General features: G+C 70.6%; 12 protein-coding genes. 7 read left to right on the top strand and 5 right to left on the bottom strand.

Translation table 11 applies throughout. The features are described from left to right. Positions 1–63: 63 nt before the first annotated feature. Positions 64–459: a nuclear transport factor 2 family protein gene (locus AB0I06_RS12675; RefSeq protein WP_363118759.1), complete on the top strand. Its 396-nt coding sequence runs from the start codon at positions 64–66 to the stop codon at positions 457–459. Between the two features lie 174 nt (positions 460–633). Here AB0I06_RS12675 and rpsT read toward each other — a convergent pair whose 3' ends face one another. Further along, positions 634–900, bottom strand: a complete 267-nt coding sequence (gene rpsT, locus AB0I06_RS12670) for a 30S ribosomal protein S20 (protein ID WP_363118758.1) — start codon at positions 898–900, stop codon at positions 634–636. A 240-nt stretch (positions 901–1,140) separates the two neighbouring features. Here rpsT and lepA point away from each other — a divergent pair, with 240 nt between their 5' ends. After that, positions 1,141–3,009, top strand: coding sequence for a translation elongation factor 4 (gene lepA / locus AB0I06_RS12665; RefSeq protein ID WP_363118757.1), 1,869 nt, complete (start codon positions 1,141–1,143; stop codon positions 3,007–3,009). A 265-nt stretch (positions 3,010–3,274) separates the two neighbouring features. Beyond that, positions 3,275–5,149, top strand: a complete 1,875-nt coding sequence (locus tag AB0I06_RS12660) for an AMP-dependent synthetase/ligase (RefSeq protein ID WP_363118756.1) — start codon at positions 3,275–3,277, stop codon at positions 5,147–5,149. Between the two features lie 65 nt (positions 5,150–5,214). Here AB0I06_RS12660 and AB0I06_RS12655 read toward each other — a convergent pair whose 3' ends face one another. Then, positions 5,215–5,685 (bottom strand): response regulator, encoded by a 471-nt coding sequence (locus AB0I06_RS12655; RefSeq protein WP_363118755.1) that lies wholly within the window; start codon positions 5,683–5,685, stop codon positions 5,215–5,217. Beyond that, a complete protein-coding gene (locus tag AB0I06_RS12650; RefSeq protein ID WP_363118754.1) occupies positions 5,682–9,797 on the bottom strand; it encodes a HAMP domain-containing protein in 4,116 nt (1,371 codons plus the stop codon). Before AB0I06_RS12650 ends, AB0I06_RS12655 begins: the two co-directional genes overlap by 4 nt. Positions 9,798–9,899: 102 nt before the next feature. Between AB0I06_RS12650 and AB0I06_RS12645 the strand changes: the two genes are divergently transcribed. Next, positions 9,900–12,203 carry a SpoIIE family protein phosphatase gene (locus tag AB0I06_RS12645; protein ID WP_363118753.1) on the top strand — a complete coding sequence of 768 codons (2,304 nt, stop codon included), beginning with the start codon at positions 9,900–9,902 and terminating at the stop codon, positions 12,201–12,203. A gap of 27 nt (positions 12,204–12,230) precedes the next feature. Then, positions 12,231–13,463: a radical SAM family heme chaperone HemW gene (gene hemW / locus AB0I06_RS12640; RefSeq protein WP_363118752.1), complete on the top strand. Its 1,233-nt coding sequence runs from the start codon at positions 12,231–12,233 to the stop codon at positions 13,461–13,463. A 100-nt stretch (positions 13,464–13,563) separates the two neighbouring features. On the opposite strand, the gene AB0I06_RS12635 is transcribed toward hemW, so the two are convergent. Further along, complete coding sequence (locus tag AB0I06_RS12635) at positions 13,564–14,367, bottom strand: DUF3097 domain-containing protein (RefSeq protein WP_363118751.1); 804 nt, start codon at positions 14,365–14,367, stop codon at positions 13,564–13,566. Between the two features lie 31 nt (positions 14,368–14,398). Continuing rightward, positions 14,399–15,130: an MBL fold metallo-hydrolase gene (locus AB0I06_RS12630; RefSeq protein WP_363118750.1), complete on the bottom strand. Its 732-nt coding sequence runs from the start codon at positions 15,128–15,130 to the stop codon at positions 14,399–14,401. 170 nt (positions 15,131–15,300) lie between these two features. Here AB0I06_RS12630 and hrcA point away from each other — a divergent pair, with 170 nt between their 5' ends. Both hrcA and dnaJ read left to right on the top strand, forming a co-directional pair. Then, positions 15,301–16,317, top strand: coding sequence for a heat-inducible transcriptional repressor HrcA (gene hrcA / locus AB0I06_RS12625; RefSeq protein WP_031111606.1), 1,017 nt, complete (start codon positions 15,301–15,303; stop codon positions 16,315–16,317). Next, positions 16,317–17,453, top strand: a complete 1,137-nt coding sequence (gene dnaJ / locus AB0I06_RS12620; protein WP_363118749.1) for a molecular chaperone DnaJ — start codon at positions 16,317–16,319, stop codon at positions 17,451–17,453. Before hrcA ends, dnaJ begins: the two co-directional genes overlap by 1 nt. Positions 17,454–17,521 lie beyond the last annotated feature (68 nt).

The following is a 17,521-nucleotide window of genomic DNA, read 5'->3' as shown; positions in this document are numbered from 1 at the left end:
GCCGAAGAGGACAATCGGGTGTATCAGCCGCACGTCGCCAAGTGACGGAGAGAGGCGAGGGACATGGCTGAACACCCGCACGCAGCGCTGGTCCGCAAAGGCTTCGAGGCCTTCTCGCGCGGTGACATGGACACCCTGCGGGAGCTGATGGCGGCCGACGCCACCCATCACGTACCCGGAAATCACCCCTTGTCGGGTGACTTCAAAGGGGTGGACTCGATCATCGAGATGTACGAACGGCTCGCCGCGGAGACCAATGGGACGATGCGCGCCGATCTGATCGGCATCTGCGTCGACGGCCGAGGTCACGCGGTCGGCATGAGCCGGTTCACCGCGGAGCGCAACGGCAAGCGCCTCGACGACACCGGCTGCATCGTCTTCCGGATCGTCGGCGACAAGGTCACCGACCTCGACGAATGCGTCGAGGACATCGACAAGAACAACGAGTTCTGGTCCTGAGCAGCCCGAAGGCCCCTTCTTCAGCTCTGGGGAGAGCGGAAGAAGGGGCCTTCGGTTCAAGATGCTGGATCCGCGCCCGCGTGGCGAACGCAGGCCGCGCGCGGATCCGAGGGGTGCCGGACGGGAGCGGATGAGAGAGGGCCCGCTCGATTCCCTCCGGCGTCACATCAGATGTCAGCCCTTGAGCGCGTCGACCTTCGAAGCCAGCGCCGACTTCTTGTTGGCGGCCTGGTTCTTGTGGATGACGCCCTTGGAGACGGCCTTGTCGAGCTGACGCGCGGCGAGGCGCTGGTACTCGGTGGCCTTCTCGGTGTCACCCGCGGCAGCAGCCTCACGGGCCTTGCGGATCGCGGTCTTGAGGGAGGACTTGACGGCCTTGTTGCGCAGCCGAGCCTTCTCGTTGGTCTTGATCCGCTTGATCTGGGACTTGATGTTCGCCACGAAGGAGCCTTCTCAGGTTCTGGCACGAGCCGCACGCAGAGCGCACGATTCCCGCACCGGGTGATTTCTTGAGGTCGTACCTCCTGCGAGAGGGCATGAGGCACAGCCACCCAGGCTACCAGCGGCCCCTTCCACGGCCCAAACCCGTCCATGGTCGCCACCCGTGGGACCATGGAGGCTACGTATCGATCCGACCCGAGACCGCAGACCCTGCGGACGCCTCAAGAATCAGGACCCTGCGTGCCCGCGACCCCCAGCCACGTGCCCGAGCCGAGCCGTACCGACCCGGCTCTGATCCGCAACTTCTGCATCATCGCGCACATCGACCACGGCAAGTCCACGCTCGCCGACCGGATGCTCCAGCTGACCGGAGTGGTCGAGCAGCGGCAGATGCGCGCCCAGTACCTCGACCGCATGGACATCGAGCGCGAGCGTGGCATCACGATCAAGTCACAGGCGGTGCGTCTGCCGTGGGCTCCCACCCACGACAAGAACGACACGCACATCCTCAACATGATCGACACTCCCGGGCACGTCGACTTCACCTACGAGGTCTCCCGGTCGCTCGCCGCGTGCGAGGGGACCATCCTCCTGGTCGACGCCGCCCAGGGCATCGAGGCGCAGACCCTCGCCAACCTGTACCTGGCGATGGAGAACGACCTCACGATCATCCCCGTGCTGAACAAGATCGACCTGCCGGCCGCGCAGCCCGAGAAGTTCTCCGAGGAGCTCGCCAACCTGGTCGGGTGCGACCCCGAGGACGTGCTCAAGGTGTCGGCGAAGACCGGTCTGGGCGTCGAGGCGCTGCTCGACAAGGTCGTCGCGGAGATCCCCCCGCCGGTCGGTGTCGCGGACGCTCCCGCCCGCGCGATGATCTTCGACTCGGTCTACGACTCCTACCGCGGTGTCGTGACGTACGTCCGTGTCATCGACGGCCAGCTCAACAAGCGCGAGCGGATCCGGATGATGTCCACCGGCGCCACGCACGAGCTGCTGGAGATCGGCACCAACTCGCCGGAGATGCTGGCGGCCGACGGTCTCGGCGTCGGCGAGGTGGGCTATCTGATCACCGGTGTGAAGGACGTCCGCCAGTCCAAGGTCGGTGACACCGTCACCAGCCAGCACAAGGGGGCCACGGAGGCGCTCGGGGGGTACAAGGACCCCAAGCCCATGGTCTTCTCCGGGCTCTACCCGCTGGACGGCTCGGACTACCCGGAGCTGCGCGAGGCCCTGGACAAGCTCCAGCTCAACGACGCCGCGCTGGTGTACGAGCCGGAGACCTCCGCCGCCCTCGGCTTCGGTTTCCGCGTCGGCTTCCTCGGCCTGCTGCACCTGGACGTGATCCGCGAGCGGCTGGAGCGCGAGTTCGGCCTCGACCTCATCGCCACCGCGCCGAACGTGGTCTACCGCGTCCTCATGGAGGACGGCACCGAGCACACCGTCACCAACCCCAGCGAGTTCCCCGAGGGCAAGATCTCGGAGGTCTACGAGCCGGTCGTGCGGGCCACCATCCTCGCGCCCAGCGAGTTCATCGGCTCGATCATGGAGCTGTGCCAGACCCGGCGCGGCACCCTGCTCGGCATGGACTACCTGTCCGAGGACCGGGTCGAGATCCGCTACACCCTGCCGCTCGCCGAGATCGTCTTCGACTTCTTCGACCAGCTGAAGTCCAAGACCCGCGGTTACGCCTCGCTCGACTACGAGCCCACCGGCGAGCAGACCTCCAGCCTGGTCAAGGTCGACATCCTGCTGCACGGCGACAAGGTCGACGCCTTCTCGGCGATCACGCACAAGGACGCCGCGTACGCCTACGGTGTGCGGCTCGTCGCCAAGCTGCGCGAGCTCATCCCGCGGCAGGCCTTCGAGGTGCCCATCCAGGCGGCCATCGGCTCCCGGGTCATCGCCCGCGAGACCATCCGCGCCATCCGCAAGGACGTCCTCGCCAAGTGCTACGGCGGTGACATCTCCCGTAAGCGGAAGCTGCTGGAGAAGCAGAAGGAGGGCAAGAAGCGGATGAAGATGGTGGGTTCCGTAGAGGTTCCGCAGGAGGCCTTCATCGCCGTCCTGTCCAGCGATGACAGCGCGGGGTCGGGCAAGGGCAAGAAGTAATCACGGATTACCGAGGGTTACACCGCAATCCGGGTTGAACAGGGGCTCGCCGCGCGAAAGTGCGGCGGGCCCCTGCGCGTTTCCGGGGTAGCTCTCTGTACGAAGTGACAGGCCGCGGCCCCTTACGCGGCGGCCGGTCGCCCTCTACTCTGATCCCTGCTCCATAGTTACTCGCGAGTTAAACAACGGCTCGTGACCTGCACCTCGTGAGTGAAAACCAGCCGCACCTGAGCCAGCCGCACCGTCGCGGGCCCCGGAGGATGTCGTGAGCGACACACAGACCCTGATCGAGAACCGTCCGCCGTCCGTGGCGGGCCTCTTCCTGGAGCGCGTGACGGCCACGCCGGACGCCGAGGCCTATCGGTATCCGGCCCCGTCGCCGGCGGGCCAGGGGCCGGACGAGTGGAAGTCGCTGAGCTGGGCGCAGGCCGCCGAGCGGGTCTACGCCATCGCGGCGGGGCTCATCGAGCTGGGCGTGCAGCCCGAGCAGCGCGTGGCGCTCGCTTCCAGCACCCGGATCGAGTGGATCCTCGCCGACCTCGGCATCATGTGCGCCGGAGCGGCCACCACCACGGTGTATCCGCAGACCAACGCCGACGAGTCCGCGTACATCCTGTCGGACTCCGAGAGCCGGGTGCTGATCGCGGAGAACGCCGAGCAGCTGGCGAAGGCGAAGGAGAAGCGCGCCGAACTGCCCGAGCTGACGCATGTCGTGGTCGTCGACGCGGCCGGTGTCGAGACCGCCGACTGGATCCTCACCCTGGACGAGCTGGAGAAGCGCGGCGCGGCCCGGCTGGAGAAGGACCCCGACCTGATCAAGGAGCGGGTCGGCGCGATCACCAAGGACCAGCTGGCCACCCTCATCTACACCTCCGGCACCACCGGCCGCCCCAAGGGCGTGCGCCTGCCGCACGACAACTGGTCGTACATGGCGAAGGCGATCGCCGCGACCGGACTGGTCAGCGGCGAGGACGTGCAGTACCTGTGGCTGCCCCTCGCGCACGTCTTCGGCAAGGTGCTGACCTCCGGGCAGATCGAGGTCGGGCACGTCACCGCCGTGGACGGCCGGGTCGACAAGATCATCGAGAATCTGCCGGTGGTGCAGCCGACGTACATGGCGGCCGTGCCCCGCATCTTCGAGAAGGTCTACAACGGCGTGGCGGCCAAGGCCCGGGCGGGCGGCGGGGCCAAGTACAAGATCTTCCAGTGGGCCGCCGAGGTCGCCCGCGAGTACGCCAAGGTCTCGCAGGACAACTTCCGGCGCACCGGGACGGCGTCCGTGCCGTTCGGGCTGGGCGCGAAGCACAAGGTGGCCGACGCGCTGGTGTTCGCCAAGATCCGTGAGGCCTTCGGCGGCAGCCTGCGGGCGTGCGTCTCGGGTTCCGCGGCGCTGTCGCCGGAGATCGGCTACTTCTTCGCGGGAGCCGGCATCCACATCCTGGAGGGCTACGGCCTGACGGAGTCCTCGGCGGCGTCCTTCGTGAACCCGGGCGAGGCCTACCGCACCGGCACGGTCGGCAAGCCCCTGCCCGGCACGGAGGTGCGGATCGCCGACGACGGGGAGATCCTGCTGCGCGGCCCGGGCATCATGGAGGGCTACCACAAGCTGCCCGAGAAGACTGCCGAGGTGCTGGAGCCGGACGGCTGGTTCCACACCGGGGACATCGGGGAGCTGTCGCCCGACGGATACCTGCGGATCACCGACCGCAAGAAGGACCTCATCAAGACCTCGGGCGGCAAGTACATCGCCCCGGCGGAGGTCGAGGGACAGTTCAAGGCGGTGTGCCCGTACGTCTCCAACATCCTCGTGCACGGGGCCGACCGGAACTTCTGCACGGCGCTCATCGCGCTGGACGAGCCCGCGATCACCGAGTGGGCCAAGGAAAACGGTCTCGAAGGCACGTCGTACGCGGAGATCGTCGCCGCGCCGCAGACCGTCGAGATGGTCGACGGTTATGTGAAGCAGCTCAACGAGGGGCTTCAGCGCTGGCAGACCATCAAGAAGTTCCGTCTGCTGCCGCGTGACCTCGACATCGAGCACGGTGAGATCACGCCGAGCCTGAAGCTGAAGCGGCCGGTGGTCGAGCGCGAGTACAAGCACCTGATCGAGGAGATGTACGCGGGCTCCCGCGAGGCGTAGGGGGTCGCGGGGGCTGTGTGGCAACCTCGGGTTCGTCGGGGTCGTCCGCGCGGTTCCCCGCGCCCCTAACCGCGTTCCCCCGCTCGGCGTCTGAGGTCCTGGATCTCCCTCTTCAGACGCTCCACCTCTCTTCCCTTGCGGTAGAGGTCCAGGAAGACGCTGACCTTGGCCCTGAGGACCCACGGGTCGAAGGGCTTGGTCAGGTAGTCGGCGGCGCCGGTGGCGTAACCGCGGAAGGCGTAGCCGGAGTCGTCGTCCGTGCCGGTGAGGAAGATGATCGGCACGTCCCGGGTCTGGTCGAGGCGTTTGATCTGGGAGGCGGTCTCGAAGCCGTCCATGCCGGGCATCCGGATGTCCAGCAGGACCAGGGCGATCGGCTGCCGCAGCAGGGCCTTCATCGCCTCCTCGCCCGAACGGGCCCGTATCAGCGGCTCGTTGAGGGAGGCGAGGACGGCCTCCAGGGCGGTCAGGTTGTCCTCCATGTCGTCGACCAGGAGGATTCCGGCGCGTCCGGGATCCAAGGCGGCGCCGCTCATGCCTCTTCGTCCGTGCCCTCGGGGTCCAGCAGCGCGCACACGACCGTCAGCAGGCCGTCGATGTCCACCGGTTTGGGCACGTACTCGTCGGCGCCGCGGGCGATGGACTTCTCCCGGTCACCGGGCATCGCCTTGGCGGTCAGCGCCACGATCGGCAGCTCCGCCCAGCGCGGGGTGCGGCGGATCGCGGAGATGGTCTCGTAGCCGTCCATCTCCGGCATCATGATGTCCATCAGGACCAGTGCGACGTCCGGGCTGCGCTCCAGCGTCTCGATCCCCTCGCGGCCGTTCTCCGCGTACAGCACGGTCATGCCGACCCGGCCCAGGACATGGGTGAGGGCGAAGACGTTGCGGATGTCGTCGTCCACGATCAGCACCCGCCGCCCGGCCAGGACCCGCCCCGGCCTGCCGGTCGTCCACGCCTCCAGCCTGGTGGGTGCGGGCCACCCGTCGTCCGTGTCCTGCGCGACCGGGAAGGACGCGGCGGCCGGCCGGAGCGGCAGGGGCAGGCCGGCGCGGTCCTCCGGGAGCGGCACGGGAGCCGGGTGGCCGGGGCTGACGACGGGGACGTAGAGGGTGAACGTGGAGCCCCTGCCGGGTTCGCTCTCGGCGACGATCCGGCCGCCGAGCAGGCCCGCGATCTCCCGGCTGATGGACAGGCCGAGGCCGGTCCCGCCGTACTTGCGGTTGGTGGTGCCGTCGGCCTGCTGGAACGCCTCGAAGATCACCGGGAGTTTCTCCGGCGCGATCCCGATGCCGGTGTCGGACACGGTGAAGGCGATGACGTCGTCGCTGTCCCGGACTCCCTCACTCCCGGATTCGCTCGTACGGGTGGACCCCCATCGGTGCTCGGTGTCCTGCACCCGGTCCACCCGCAGCTCCACCTTGCCGTTCGCGGTGAACTTGATCGCGTTGGACAGCAGGTTGCGCAGGATCTGCTGGAGCCGCTGCTCGTCCGAGTACATCTCGCGCGGTACGTCCTCACCGACCGCCACCTCGAAGGCGAGACCCCGGTCCAGGGTGAGCGGGCGGAAGGTGGCGTGGACGTAGTCGAGCAGCTTGATCAGCGGCAGCCGCTTGGGGCGCACGTCCATCCGGCCGGCCTCGATCTTCGACAGGTCCAGGATGTCGTTGATCAGCTGGAGGAGGTCCGAGCCCGAGCGGTGGATCGTCGTCGCGAACTGCACCTCCTGGTCGGACAGCCGGCCGTCGGGGTTGTCGGAGAGCAGCCGGGCGAGGATCAGCAGGGAGTTCAGCGGCGTGCGCAGCTCGTGCGACATGTTCGCCAGGAACTCCGACTTGTACTGCGAGGACGTGGCCAGCAGGGCGGCCTTCTCCTCCAGTTCGGCGTTGGAGCGCTGGAGTTCGCCCTGCTGCTTCTGGAGTTCGTCCGAGCGTTCCTGGAGCTGCATGGCCAGGCGCTGGGACTCGCCGAGCAGGGACTCCGTGCGGGAGTTGGCGATGATCGTGTTGATGGCGACGCCGATGGTGTTGACGAACTGGTCGAAGAACGCCAGGTGCACATCGGAGAAGCGGGAGAAGGAGGCGAGTTCGATGACGCCGAGGAGCTTGTCCTCGAAGAGGATGGGGATGATGACGATCGTGGTCGGGGCCGCTTCCCCCAGCCCGCTGTTGATCTTTATGTAGTCGGGCGGTGCGCCCTCCACCAGGATCCGCTTCTTCTCCCGGGCCGCCTGGGCGACCAGGCCGTGCACGGGCAGGCCGCCGGTCTCGACGGTCGCGTCCTGGGCGGCGCCGTAACCGGCGATGAACGCCAGACCCTTGGTGGGCACCGTCGCTCCGTCCTCCTCGGGATCGGCCAGGTAGAAGGCGCCGTACTGGGCGTTCACCAGCGGCGTCAGCTCGCGGAGTATCAGGTCGGCGACCTCCATCAGGTCCCGGTGGCCCTGCATCAGCGCGGCGAGCCGGGCCAGATTGGACTCCAGCCAGTCCTTCGCGCGGGTCGTCTCGCGCAGGTTGGCCACCATCAGGTTGATGTTGTCCTTCAGCTCGGCGACCTCGCCCTGCGTCTCGACCGTGATCGAGCGGGACATGTCGCCCTGGGCCACGGCGGAGGCGACCTCCGCGATCGCGCGGACCTGGGTGGTGAGGTTGGAGGCGAGTTCGTTGACGTTCGTCGTCAGGCGCTTCCAGGTGCCGTAGACGCCCTCGACCCGGGCCTGGCCGCCGAGCCGGCCCTCGCTGCCCACCTCGCGGGCCACGCGCGTGACCTCCGAGGCGAACGAGGACAGCGTGTCGACCATGGTGTTGATGGTGGTCTTCAGCTCCAGGATCTCGCCGCGCGCGTCCACGTCGATCTTCCGGGACAGGTCGCCCTGCGCCACGGCCGTCGCGACCTGGGCGATGTTGCGCACCTGGGAGGTGAGGTTGTCGGCCATGTAGTTGACGTTGTCCGTCAGGTCCCGCCAGACGCCGGAGACACCCAGCACCTGGGCCCGGCCGCCGAGCCGGCCGTCGGTGCCGACCTCGCGGGCCACGCGCGTGACCTCGTCGGCGAAGGCCCGCAGCTGCTCCACCATCGTGTTGACGGTGTCCTTGAGTTCGAGGATCTCGCCGCGCGCGTCGACCGTGATCTTCTTCGACAGGTCGCCGTTGGCCACGGCCGTGGTGACCTGGGCGATGTTGCGGACCTGGGAGGTCAGGTTCAGCGCCATGAAGTTGACGTTGTCGGTGAGGTCCTTCCAGACGCCGGAGACGCCGCGCACCTGGGCCTGGCCGCCGAGGTTGCCCTCGGTGCCGACCTCGCGGGCGACGCGGGTGACCTCGTCGGCGAAGGCGGACAGCTGGTCCACCATCGTGTTGATCGTGGACTTCAGCTCCAGGATCTCGCCCTTGGCCTCCACCGTGATCTTCTTGCCGAGGTCGCCCTGGGCGACGGCGGTGGAGACCAGGGCGATGTTGCGGACCTGGGAAGTGAGGTTGTCGGCCATGAAGTTGACGTTGTCGGTGAGGTCCTTCCAGACCCCCGAGACGCCCCGGACCTGAGCCCGGCCGCCGAGGTTGCCCTCGGTGCCGACCTCGCGGGCGACCCTGGTCACCTCGTCGGCGAAGGCGGACAGCTGGTCCACCATCGTGTTGATGGTCGACTTCAGCTCCAGGATCTCGCCCTGCGCGTCGACCGTGATCTTCTGCGACAGGTCGCCGTTGGCCACGGCCGTGGTGACCTGGGCGATGTTGCGGACCTGCGAGGTCAGGTTCGACGCCATGAAGTTGACGTTGTCGGTGAGGTCCTTCCAGACGCCGGAGACCCCCCGGACCTGGGCCCGGCCGCCCAACCGGCCCTCGGTGCCGACCTCGCGGGCGACGCGGGTGACCTCGTCGGCGAAGGCGGACAGTTGGTCGACCATGGTGTTGACGGTCAGCTTCAGCTCCAGCAGCTCGCCGGTCGCCTCCACCGTGACCGTGCGGGTCAGGTCGCCGCGGGCCACCGCCGTCGTCACCGCCGCGATGTCCCGGACCTGGGCCGTCAGCCGGGACGCCATCGTGTTGACGGCCTCCGTCACGTCCCGCCAACTGCCCGACAGGCCCTGCACCTTGGCCCGGCCGCCGAGCCGGCCCTCGGTGCCCACCTCACGCGCGACCCGCGTCACCTCGCCCGTGAACAGGGAGAGCTGGTCCACCATCTTGTTCACGGCCAGGCCCAGACGCCGCAGGTCACCGCGCAACTGGCGGGTGCCGTCGTGCAGGTCCACCCGCTGGGTGAGATCCCCGCCGGCCACCGCGTCCAGCACCCGCGTGGCGTTCGCCGCCGGGGCGACCAGGGCGTCGAGCAGCTGGTTCACGTCGTCGACCCGGGACGTCCACAGGCCCTGGCCCGGGCTGGCCGAGAGCCGCTCGTCGAGCCGGCCGTGCCGCACCAGCTCCCGTCTGACGCGCCGCACCTCGGAGGTGAAGTGGACGCTGCGGTCCATGATCTGGTTGTGGATGGCGGTGAGTTCGGCCACCAGCCCGTGGCCGGATTCCGGCACCTTGGTGAAATCGCCGTCGCGTGCCGCTGTCATGGCGGCGAGCAGGGGACGCAGATCGGATGCACGAATCTGACCGTCTCCGTACCGGTCTTCGACCACAGGAGTAGCACTGTTCTCACTCATGGCGGCCCACTTCGGTAACTCGGCGCTTATGGGCGCGGTCAGTCTGTCACTCTGTCGGCATCGACTGTGGCGTATTCGTACGAACTGCCCGGGGAGCTGTCCATGGGGGCCATTCCGACGCAACGGGAGACCGCCTCCCGTGCCTCAGAAGCGCCTGCGCACGCCGGAGTGACACCCGTGCCGGTCCAAGAGGGGCCCGTTTCCGAGGAGCCGGCGCCGCCCGCGGAGGTGCCCACACCGTCCGCCGGGGCGTTCGCCCCCGATCCCTGCGCGCCTGCTCACGCGGCGCCCGAAACGGCTCAGGGAGCGCTCACGCAGGAGCGTGCGCGGGCGCACGCGACCCTGCCCGGCAGCTCTCTCGCGCCGGGCGCCGCCCGCGCCCTGGTGCGCGCGGCGCTCGCCGAGTGGACCGGGCTCGGCCTGCCCGGCGCCGCGTTCCTCACCGGCCGCATCGCCGACGACGCCACGCTCGTGGTGAGCGAACTGGTCACCAACGCCGTCGTGCACGCCGGCACCGACGTCGAGATGGAGTGCCGGCTGGAGGGCGACACCCCGGACACGGCCGCGGTCGTCGTCGAGGTCTCCGACCACCACCCCTCACGCGCCCCGCGCGGCAGCGAACCGGAGACGCCGCACGACCCGCCGGAGTACGGGCGCGGCCTGCGGCTGGTCGGCGCGCTCTGCGAGGCGTGGGGCATCACCTACCGCACGGGACGGAAGACCGTGTGGGCCCGGCTGCCCGCCGGAGGCTGCGCCGCGGGCGAGCAGATCGAGGCGTACGCCGGGGAGCACGCGCTGGCGCGGGGCCTGCGCATGGCGGAGATCCTCGCGCCCGAACCCCGCCCGGGCGACGAGGCGGGGGACACCGTCCGCGCCTGGCGTGCCGGGGGAGACCTCTGGGACACCGGTGAGGGAGGGGAGACGTGGGACTCACGGGAAGGCGGCGAGGCCCGCGAGTGGCCCGACCTGCGCGAGCCCCGCGACCTGCGCGACTGGAACGACTTACGGGACTGGCGGGACCGGCACGAGAACCGGCAGGGGCGCAACGGACCCGACGGCGCCTGGCTCGGCCGCGGCGCCCTCTCCTTCCTCGCCGAGGCCTCCGACCTGCTCGCCGGGCAGCTCGACGAAGACCTGGTCGCGGCCCTCGCCGGACAGCTGATCGTGCCCCGGCTGGCCGACTGGTGCGCCGTGTGGCTGGAGGACGAGGCCACCGGCGGCGGCTGGGGTGGCTCGGCGGGCGCGGGCGGAGCGCGGCTCGCCCGGGTCTGGCACGGCAGCGAGAACCGCATCGAGGAACTGCGCCGCGCCCTGGAGAAGAACCCGCCGCAGCCGTTGGACCCGGTCGGGGCGGCCCCGTTCGAACGCGGCCGGGAACAGGGCGGTTCCGGGCCCGCCGCCTACCCGTGGCCCGGGGAGGCGCTCGCTGACGAACCCGGCGAGCCCGGCGCGGCCCTCGCCTACCGGCTGGTCGCCGGCGGCCGCCCGCTGGGCACCCTCGTCATCGGCAGGTCCGGCGCGGCCGGCTTCCTCGACGAGATCACCGGCCTCGTCGAGGACCTCGGCCGCCGGGTGGCCCTCGCCATCGGCGCCGCCCGCCAGTACGCCCGCCAGGCCACCATCAGCGCCGTGCTCCAGCGCGGCCTGCTGCCCGGCGCCGTGGCCGAGATCCCCGGCATGCGCAGCGCCTTGGTCTACGAGCCGTACGACAAGGGCGGGCCCAGCGGCGACTTCTACGACCTGTTCCCGGCCGGCGACGGCCGCTGGTGCTTCGCCGTCGGCGACGTCCAGGGCAAGGGGCCCGAGGCGGCCGTCGTGATCGGCCTGGCCCGGCCCTGGCTGCGGCTGCTGGCCCGCGAGGGCTACCGGGTCGCCGACGTCCTCGACCGCCTCAACCAGCTGCTGCTCGACGACGCCACGGAGGCGGCCGACGCGGCGGCCCGGGCGCTGGTGGCCGCGGGAGCCCGGCCGACCCCGCCCGGCGACGGCCCCCAGACGCGCTTCCTGTCCCTGCTCTACGGCGAGCTGGTGCCCTTCGACGGCGGTGTCCGCTGCACCGTCGCCTCCGCCGGGCACCCGCTGCCCCTGCTGCTCGGCGCGGGCGGCGAGGTCCACACGTGCGCGCAGCCGCAGACCCTCCTCGGCGTCGTCGAGGACGCCACCTACACCAGCGACACCTTCGAGCTGCGCTCCGGCGACACCCTGCTGTGCGTCACCGACGGCGTCACCGAGCGCCGCTCGGGCTCCCGCCAGTTCGACGACGGTGACGGGCTCGCGGCGGCCCTGGCCGGGTGCGCCGGGCTGGACGCCGAGCTGATAGCCGAGCGGATCAAGCGGCTGGTGCACGAGTTCGGGGCGCGGCCACCGGCGGACGATCTCGCGCTGCTGGTGCTCCAGGCGGACTGACCGCGCGGGTGCTGGACAATGGAGGGCATGCCTTCCGCACTCCCCGACGGCGAGCCCGTCCCCGACGACGGCGCGCTGCCCGCCTCCGCGCTCGCCGGGGCCGCCGACCGCCCGCTCGGGTTCTACCTGCACGTCCCGTACTGCGCGACCCGCTGCGGCTACTGCGACTTCAACACGTACACGGCGACCGAGCTGCGCGGCACCGGCGGCGTGCTGGCCTCCCGCGACAACTACGCCGAGACGCTGGCCGACGAGATCCGGCTGGCGCGCAAGGTGCTGGGGGACGATCCGCGACCGGTGCGCACGGTGTTCGTGGGCGGGGGCACCCCCACGCTGCTGGACGCCGGTGACCTCGTCCGGATGCTGAAGGCCGTCCGGGACGAGTTCGGACTCGCGGACGACGCGGAGGTCACGACCGAGGCGAACCCGGAGTCCGTCGATCCCGCGTATCTCGCGGCGCTGCGCGAAGGGGGCTTCAACCGGATCTCCTTCGGGATGCAGAGCGCGCGGCAGCACGTGCTGAAGGTGCTGGACCGCACGCACACGCCCGGGCGGCCCGAGGCGTGTGTGGCGGAGGCCCGCGCGGCCGGGTTCGAGCACGTCAACCTCGACCTGATCTACGGCACACCCGGTGAGTCCGACGACGACTGGCGGGCCTCGCTGGACGCGGTGCTGGGGGCCGGGCCGGACCACGTCAGTGCCTACGCGCTGATCGTCGAGGAGGGCACGCAGCTGGCCCGCCGGATCCGGCGCGGCGAGGTGCCGATGACCGACGACGACGTGCACGCCGACCGGTACCTGATCGCGGACGAGGTGCTCTCGGGCGCGGGCTTCGAGTGGTACGAGGTGTCGAACTGGGCGACCTCGCCGGCCGGGCGGTGCCTGCACAACGAGCTGTACTGGCGGGGGGCCGACTGGTGGGGGGCCGGACCCGGGGCGCACAGCCATGTGGGCGGGGTGCGGTGGTGGAACGTGAAGCATCCGGGGGCTTACGCGGCCGCGCTGGCGGCGGGGCGGTCGCCGGGGGCCGGGCGTGAGGTGCTGTCGGAGGAGGACCGGCGGGTCGAGCGGATCCTGCTGGAGCTGCGGCTTCGGGAGGGGGTGCCGTTGTCGCTGCTGCGGGAGGAGGGGCTGGCGGCCTCGCGCAGTGCGCTGTCGGACGGGCTTTTGGAGAAGGACCCGTACGACGAAGGGCGGGCCGTGCTCACACTGCGGGGGCGGTTGCTGGCGGACGGGGTTGTACGAGACCTCGTGGACTGAGGTGCTCGGGGTGGGGGCTGCGCCCACCCGTGCCGCCCTCAGCGGCACGCATGCCCGCAGCTGGGTGTGGCTGTGGCGCCGTGTCCGCAGCCGAGAGCAGCTACGGCGCCGTGACGAAGTCGATCAGTTCCTCGACCCGGCCCAGCAGCTCCGGCTCCAGGTCCTTGTACGAGTGGACCCCCGACAGGATCCGCTGCCAGGCCGCGCCCGTGTTCTCCGGCCAGCCCAGCGCCCTGCACACGCCCGTCTTCCAGTCCTGGCCGCGCGGGACGCGGGGCCAGGAGCCGATGCCCAGGGACGACGGCTTCACCGCCTCCCAGATGTCGATGTACGGGTGGCCCACGACCAGGGCGTGGTCGCTGGTGACGGCGTGGGCGATGCGCCACTCCTTCGAACCCGGGACCAGGTGGTCCACCAGGACGCCGAGGCGGGCGTCCGGGCCGGGGGCGAAGCTCTCGACGATCGACGGCAGGTCGTCGACGCCCTCCAGGTACTCCACCACCACGCCCTCGATGCGCAGGTCGTCGCCCCACACCTTCTCGACCAGCTCGGCGTCGTGGCGGCCCTCGACGTAGATGCGGCCGGCGCGGGCCACGCGGGCGCGGGCGCCGGGGACGGCGACCGAACCGGAGGCCGTGCGGGTGGGACGCGCGGGACCGCCCGGCGCGGGGCGGACCAGGGTCACCACCCGGCCCTCCAGCAGGAAGCCGCCCGGCTCCATCGGGAACACCCGGTGCTTGCCGAAGCGGTCCTCCAGCGTCACCGTGCCCGCCTCGCAGCGGATCACCGCCCCGCAGAAGCCCGTCCCCGGCTCCTCCACCACCAGGCCCGGCTCCGCCGCGACCTCGGGGACCGGCTTCGGCTTCTTCCACGGCGGGGTCAGATCGGCGGAGTACTGGCGCATTCGAATGACGATAGGAGAAGGCGGACGGCGATCACCGCGACACGCCGAAACGCGCCGCCAGCGCGTCCCGTTGGGCCCGCACGAACGCCGCGTCCACCACCGCTCCGTGACCGGGCACGTACACCGCGTCCTCGCCGCCCAGGCCGAGCAGCCGGTCGAGGGCGGCAGGCCAGTGCGACGGCACCGCGTCGGGACCCGCCTGGGGCTCGCCGGACTCCTCGACCAGATCACCGCAGAACACCACCTCCGGATCACCGGGCACCAGCACCGCCAGGTCGTGCGCGGTGTGCCCCGGCCCGACGTTCGCCAGCAGCACCTGCCGGCCGCCGCCCAGGTCGAGCGTCCGCTCGCCGGAGACCGGATGGCCGGGCGGGACCAGCCGCAGCGACGCCTCCTCCGCCGTGGGCGCCGCCAGCCCGTTGCGGACCGCGTCCGCGCGCAGCTCCTCCCGGTCCCGCACCCGTGTCAGCACCGCGTCCACGCCCACCGCCCCGAACACCTCCGCGTCCGGGAACGCCGCCGCCCCGAAGACATGATCGAAGTGCGCATGGGTCAGCGCGAGATGTGTCACATGCTGCCCCGTGAGCGATCGCGCCTGGGCGCGCAGCTTCGCGCCCTCCGCGAGACTCGACCCCGCGTCGATCAGAAGGGCCGCGCCCTCCCCGGCGACCAGGCCCGCCGTGCAGTCCCACACCGGCAGCCGGCACCGCCCCACTCCGGCGGCCAGGCGCTCCCATCCGAGGTCTTCCCAAGTCACCGTCATGCGGCGACGCTAGCGGTGCGCCCCGTCCGGGCACGGCACCGCACGACCAGCCTTGCCGGGGGAGTACCCCACCGCCGTACACTGGGCCGGGGAATGCTGGCACTCGCACGCGCAGAGTGCCAGGCCGGACCGGCCGGGCAAGCAGGCGAAGACTTCTGGAGGTGTGCGCGATGCTCAGTGAACGCAGGCTCCAGGTGCTGCGCGCCATCGTCCAGGACTACGTCGGCACCGAGGAGCCGGTCGGCTCCAAGGCCCTCACCGAGCGGCACAACCTCGGCGTCTCCCCGGCGACCGTGCGCAACGACATGGCGGCCCTGGAGGACGAGGGGTACATCGCCCAGCCGCACACCAGCGCCGGGCGCATCCCCACCGACAAGGGCTACCGGCTGTTCGTCGACAAGCTCGCCGGCGTCAAGCCGATGACCGCGCCCGAGCGGCGCGCGATCCAGAACTTCCTGGAGGGCGCCGTCGACCTCGACGACGTCGTGGCGCGCACGGTACGGCTGCTCGCGCAGCTCACCCGCCAGGTCGCCGTCGTGCAGTACCCGTCGCTGACCCGCTCGACCGTGCGGCACGTGGAGTTGCTCTCCCTGGCGCCCGCGCGGGTGATGCTCGTGCTGATCACGGACACCGGGCGGGTCGAGCAGCGGGTGGTGGACTGCCCGGCGCCCTTCGGCGAGGCCTCGCTCGCGGATCTGCGCGCGCGCCTCAACAGCCGTGTGGCGAACCGCCGTTTCGCGGATGTGCCGAGTCTGGTGGAGGATCTCCCGGAGGCGTTCGAGCACGAGGACCGGGGTACGGTCTCCACGGTGCTCTCCACACTCCTGGAGACGCTCGTCGAGGAGAACGAGGAGCGGCTGATGATCGGCGGCACCGCCAATCTGACCCGCTTCGGTCATGACTTCCCCCTCACGATCCGGCCCGTGCTGGAGGCGCTGGAGGAGCAGGTCGTGCTCCTCAAGCTGCTCGGCGAGGCGAAGGATCCGGGCGTGACCGTACGGATCGGTCACGAGAACGCCCACGAAGGACTCAACTCCACGTCCGTCGTGTCGGTCGGCTACGGTTCGGGCGGCGAGGCAGTCGCCAAGCTCGGCGTGGTCGGACCGACCCGCATGGACTACCCGGGAACGATGGGAGCGGTACGCGCAGTGGCACGGTACGTCGGACAGATCCTGGCGGAGTCGTAGTGGCCACGGACTACTACGCCGTACTCGGCGTGCGCCGCGACGCGTCGCAGGAAGAGATCAAGAAGGCCTTCCGGCGGCTCGCCCGCGAGCTGCACCCGGACGTCAACCCCGATCCGAAGACCCAGGAGCGGTTCAAGGAGATCAACGCCGCTTACGAGGTGCTGTCGGACCCGCAGAAGAAGCAGGTCTACGACCTCGGCGGCGATCCGCTCTCGCAGTCCGGCGGCGCCGGCGCGGGCGGCTTCGGAGCCGGCGGCTTCGGGAACTTCTCGGACATCATGGACGCGTTCTTCGGCACGGCGTCGCAGCGCGGACCGCGCTCGCGCACCCGCCGCGGCCAGGACGCCATGATCCGCATCGAGATCGAGCTCGACGATGCCGCCTTCGGTACGACCAAGGACATCCAGGTCGACACGGCCGTCGTCTGCAACACCTGCAACGGCGAGGGCGCGGCCCCGGGCACCTCCGCCCAGACGTGTGACATGTGCCGCGGCCGCGGTGAGGTCTCGCAGGTCACCCGGTCCTTCCTGGGCCAGGTCATGACCTCGCGCCCCTGCCCCCAGTGCCAGGGCTTCGGCACGGTCGTGCCCACCCCGTGCCCCGAGTGCGCGGGCGACGGCCGCGTCCGGTCCCGCCGCACGCTCACGGTCAAGATCCCGGCCGGTGTGGACAACGGCACCCGCATCCAGCTCGCCGGCGAGGGCGAGGTCGGCCCCGGCGGTGGCCCGGCCGGTGACCTCTACGTCGAGATCCATGAACTGCCCCACGCGCAGTTCCAGCGCCGCGGCGACGACCTGCACTGCACGGTCACGCTCCCCATGACGGCGGCGGCCCTCGGCACCAAGGTGCCGCTGGAGACGCTGGACGGCATGGAGGAGGTCGACATCCGCCCGGGCACCCAGTCCGGCCAGTCGATCCCGCTGCACGGCCGGGGCGTCACACACCTGCGCGGCGGCGGACGCGGCGACCTCATCGTCCACGTCGAGGTCCAGACCCCGACCAAGCTCGACCCCGAGCAGGAACGCCTGCTGCGCGAGCTTTCCAAGCTCCGCGGCGAGGAACGGCCCACGGGGCAGTTCCAGCCCGGTCAGCAAGGGCTGTTCTCGCGGTTGAAGGACGCCTTCAACGGGCGCTGAGACCGGGCGTGCTTCTGGTCTATGCCAGTCGGCAGGCCGAGTTCGGAGTAGTGCGGAGGACGTGACAA

This window comes from Streptomyces sp. NPDC050674, from assembly GCF_040654575.1.
Taxonomy (GTDB): Bacteria; Actinomycetota; Actinomycetes; order Streptomycetales; family Streptomycetaceae; genus Streptomyces.
This window is presented reverse-complemented; position numbering and strand designations above follow the sequence as displayed.

Coding starts and splice junctions, on each gene's coding strand:
- AB0I06_RS12675 (WP_363118759.1), top strand. CDS start 64: ATGGCTGAACACCCGCACGCAGCGCTGGTCCGCAAAGGCTTCGAGGCC.
- AB0I06_RS12655 (WP_363118755.1), bottom strand. CDS start 5,685: ATGAGCGGCGCCGCCTTGGATCCCGGACGCGCCGGAATCCTCCTGGTC.
- AB0I06_RS12650 (WP_363118754.1), bottom strand. CDS start 9,797: ATGAGTGAGAACAGTGCTACTCCTGTGGTCGAAGACCGGTACGGAGAC.
- AB0I06_RS12645 (WP_363118753.1), top strand. CDS start 9,900: ATGGGGGCCATTCCGACGCAACGGGAGACCGCCTCCCGTGCCTCAGAA.
- hemW (WP_363118752.1), top strand. CDS start 12,231: ATGCCTTCCGCACTCCCCGACGGCGAGCCCGTCCCCGACGACGGCGCG.
- AB0I06_RS12635 (WP_363118751.1), bottom strand. CDS start 14,367: ATGCGCCAGTACTCCGCCGATCTGACCCCGCCGTGGAAGAAGCCGAAG.
- AB0I06_RS12630 (WP_363118750.1), bottom strand. CDS start 15,130: ATGACGGTGACTTGGGAAGACCTCGGATGGGAGCGCCTGGCCGCCGGA.
- hrcA (WP_031111606.1), top strand. CDS start 15,301: ATGCTCAGTGAACGCAGGCTCCAGGTGCTGCGCGCCATCGTCCAGGAC.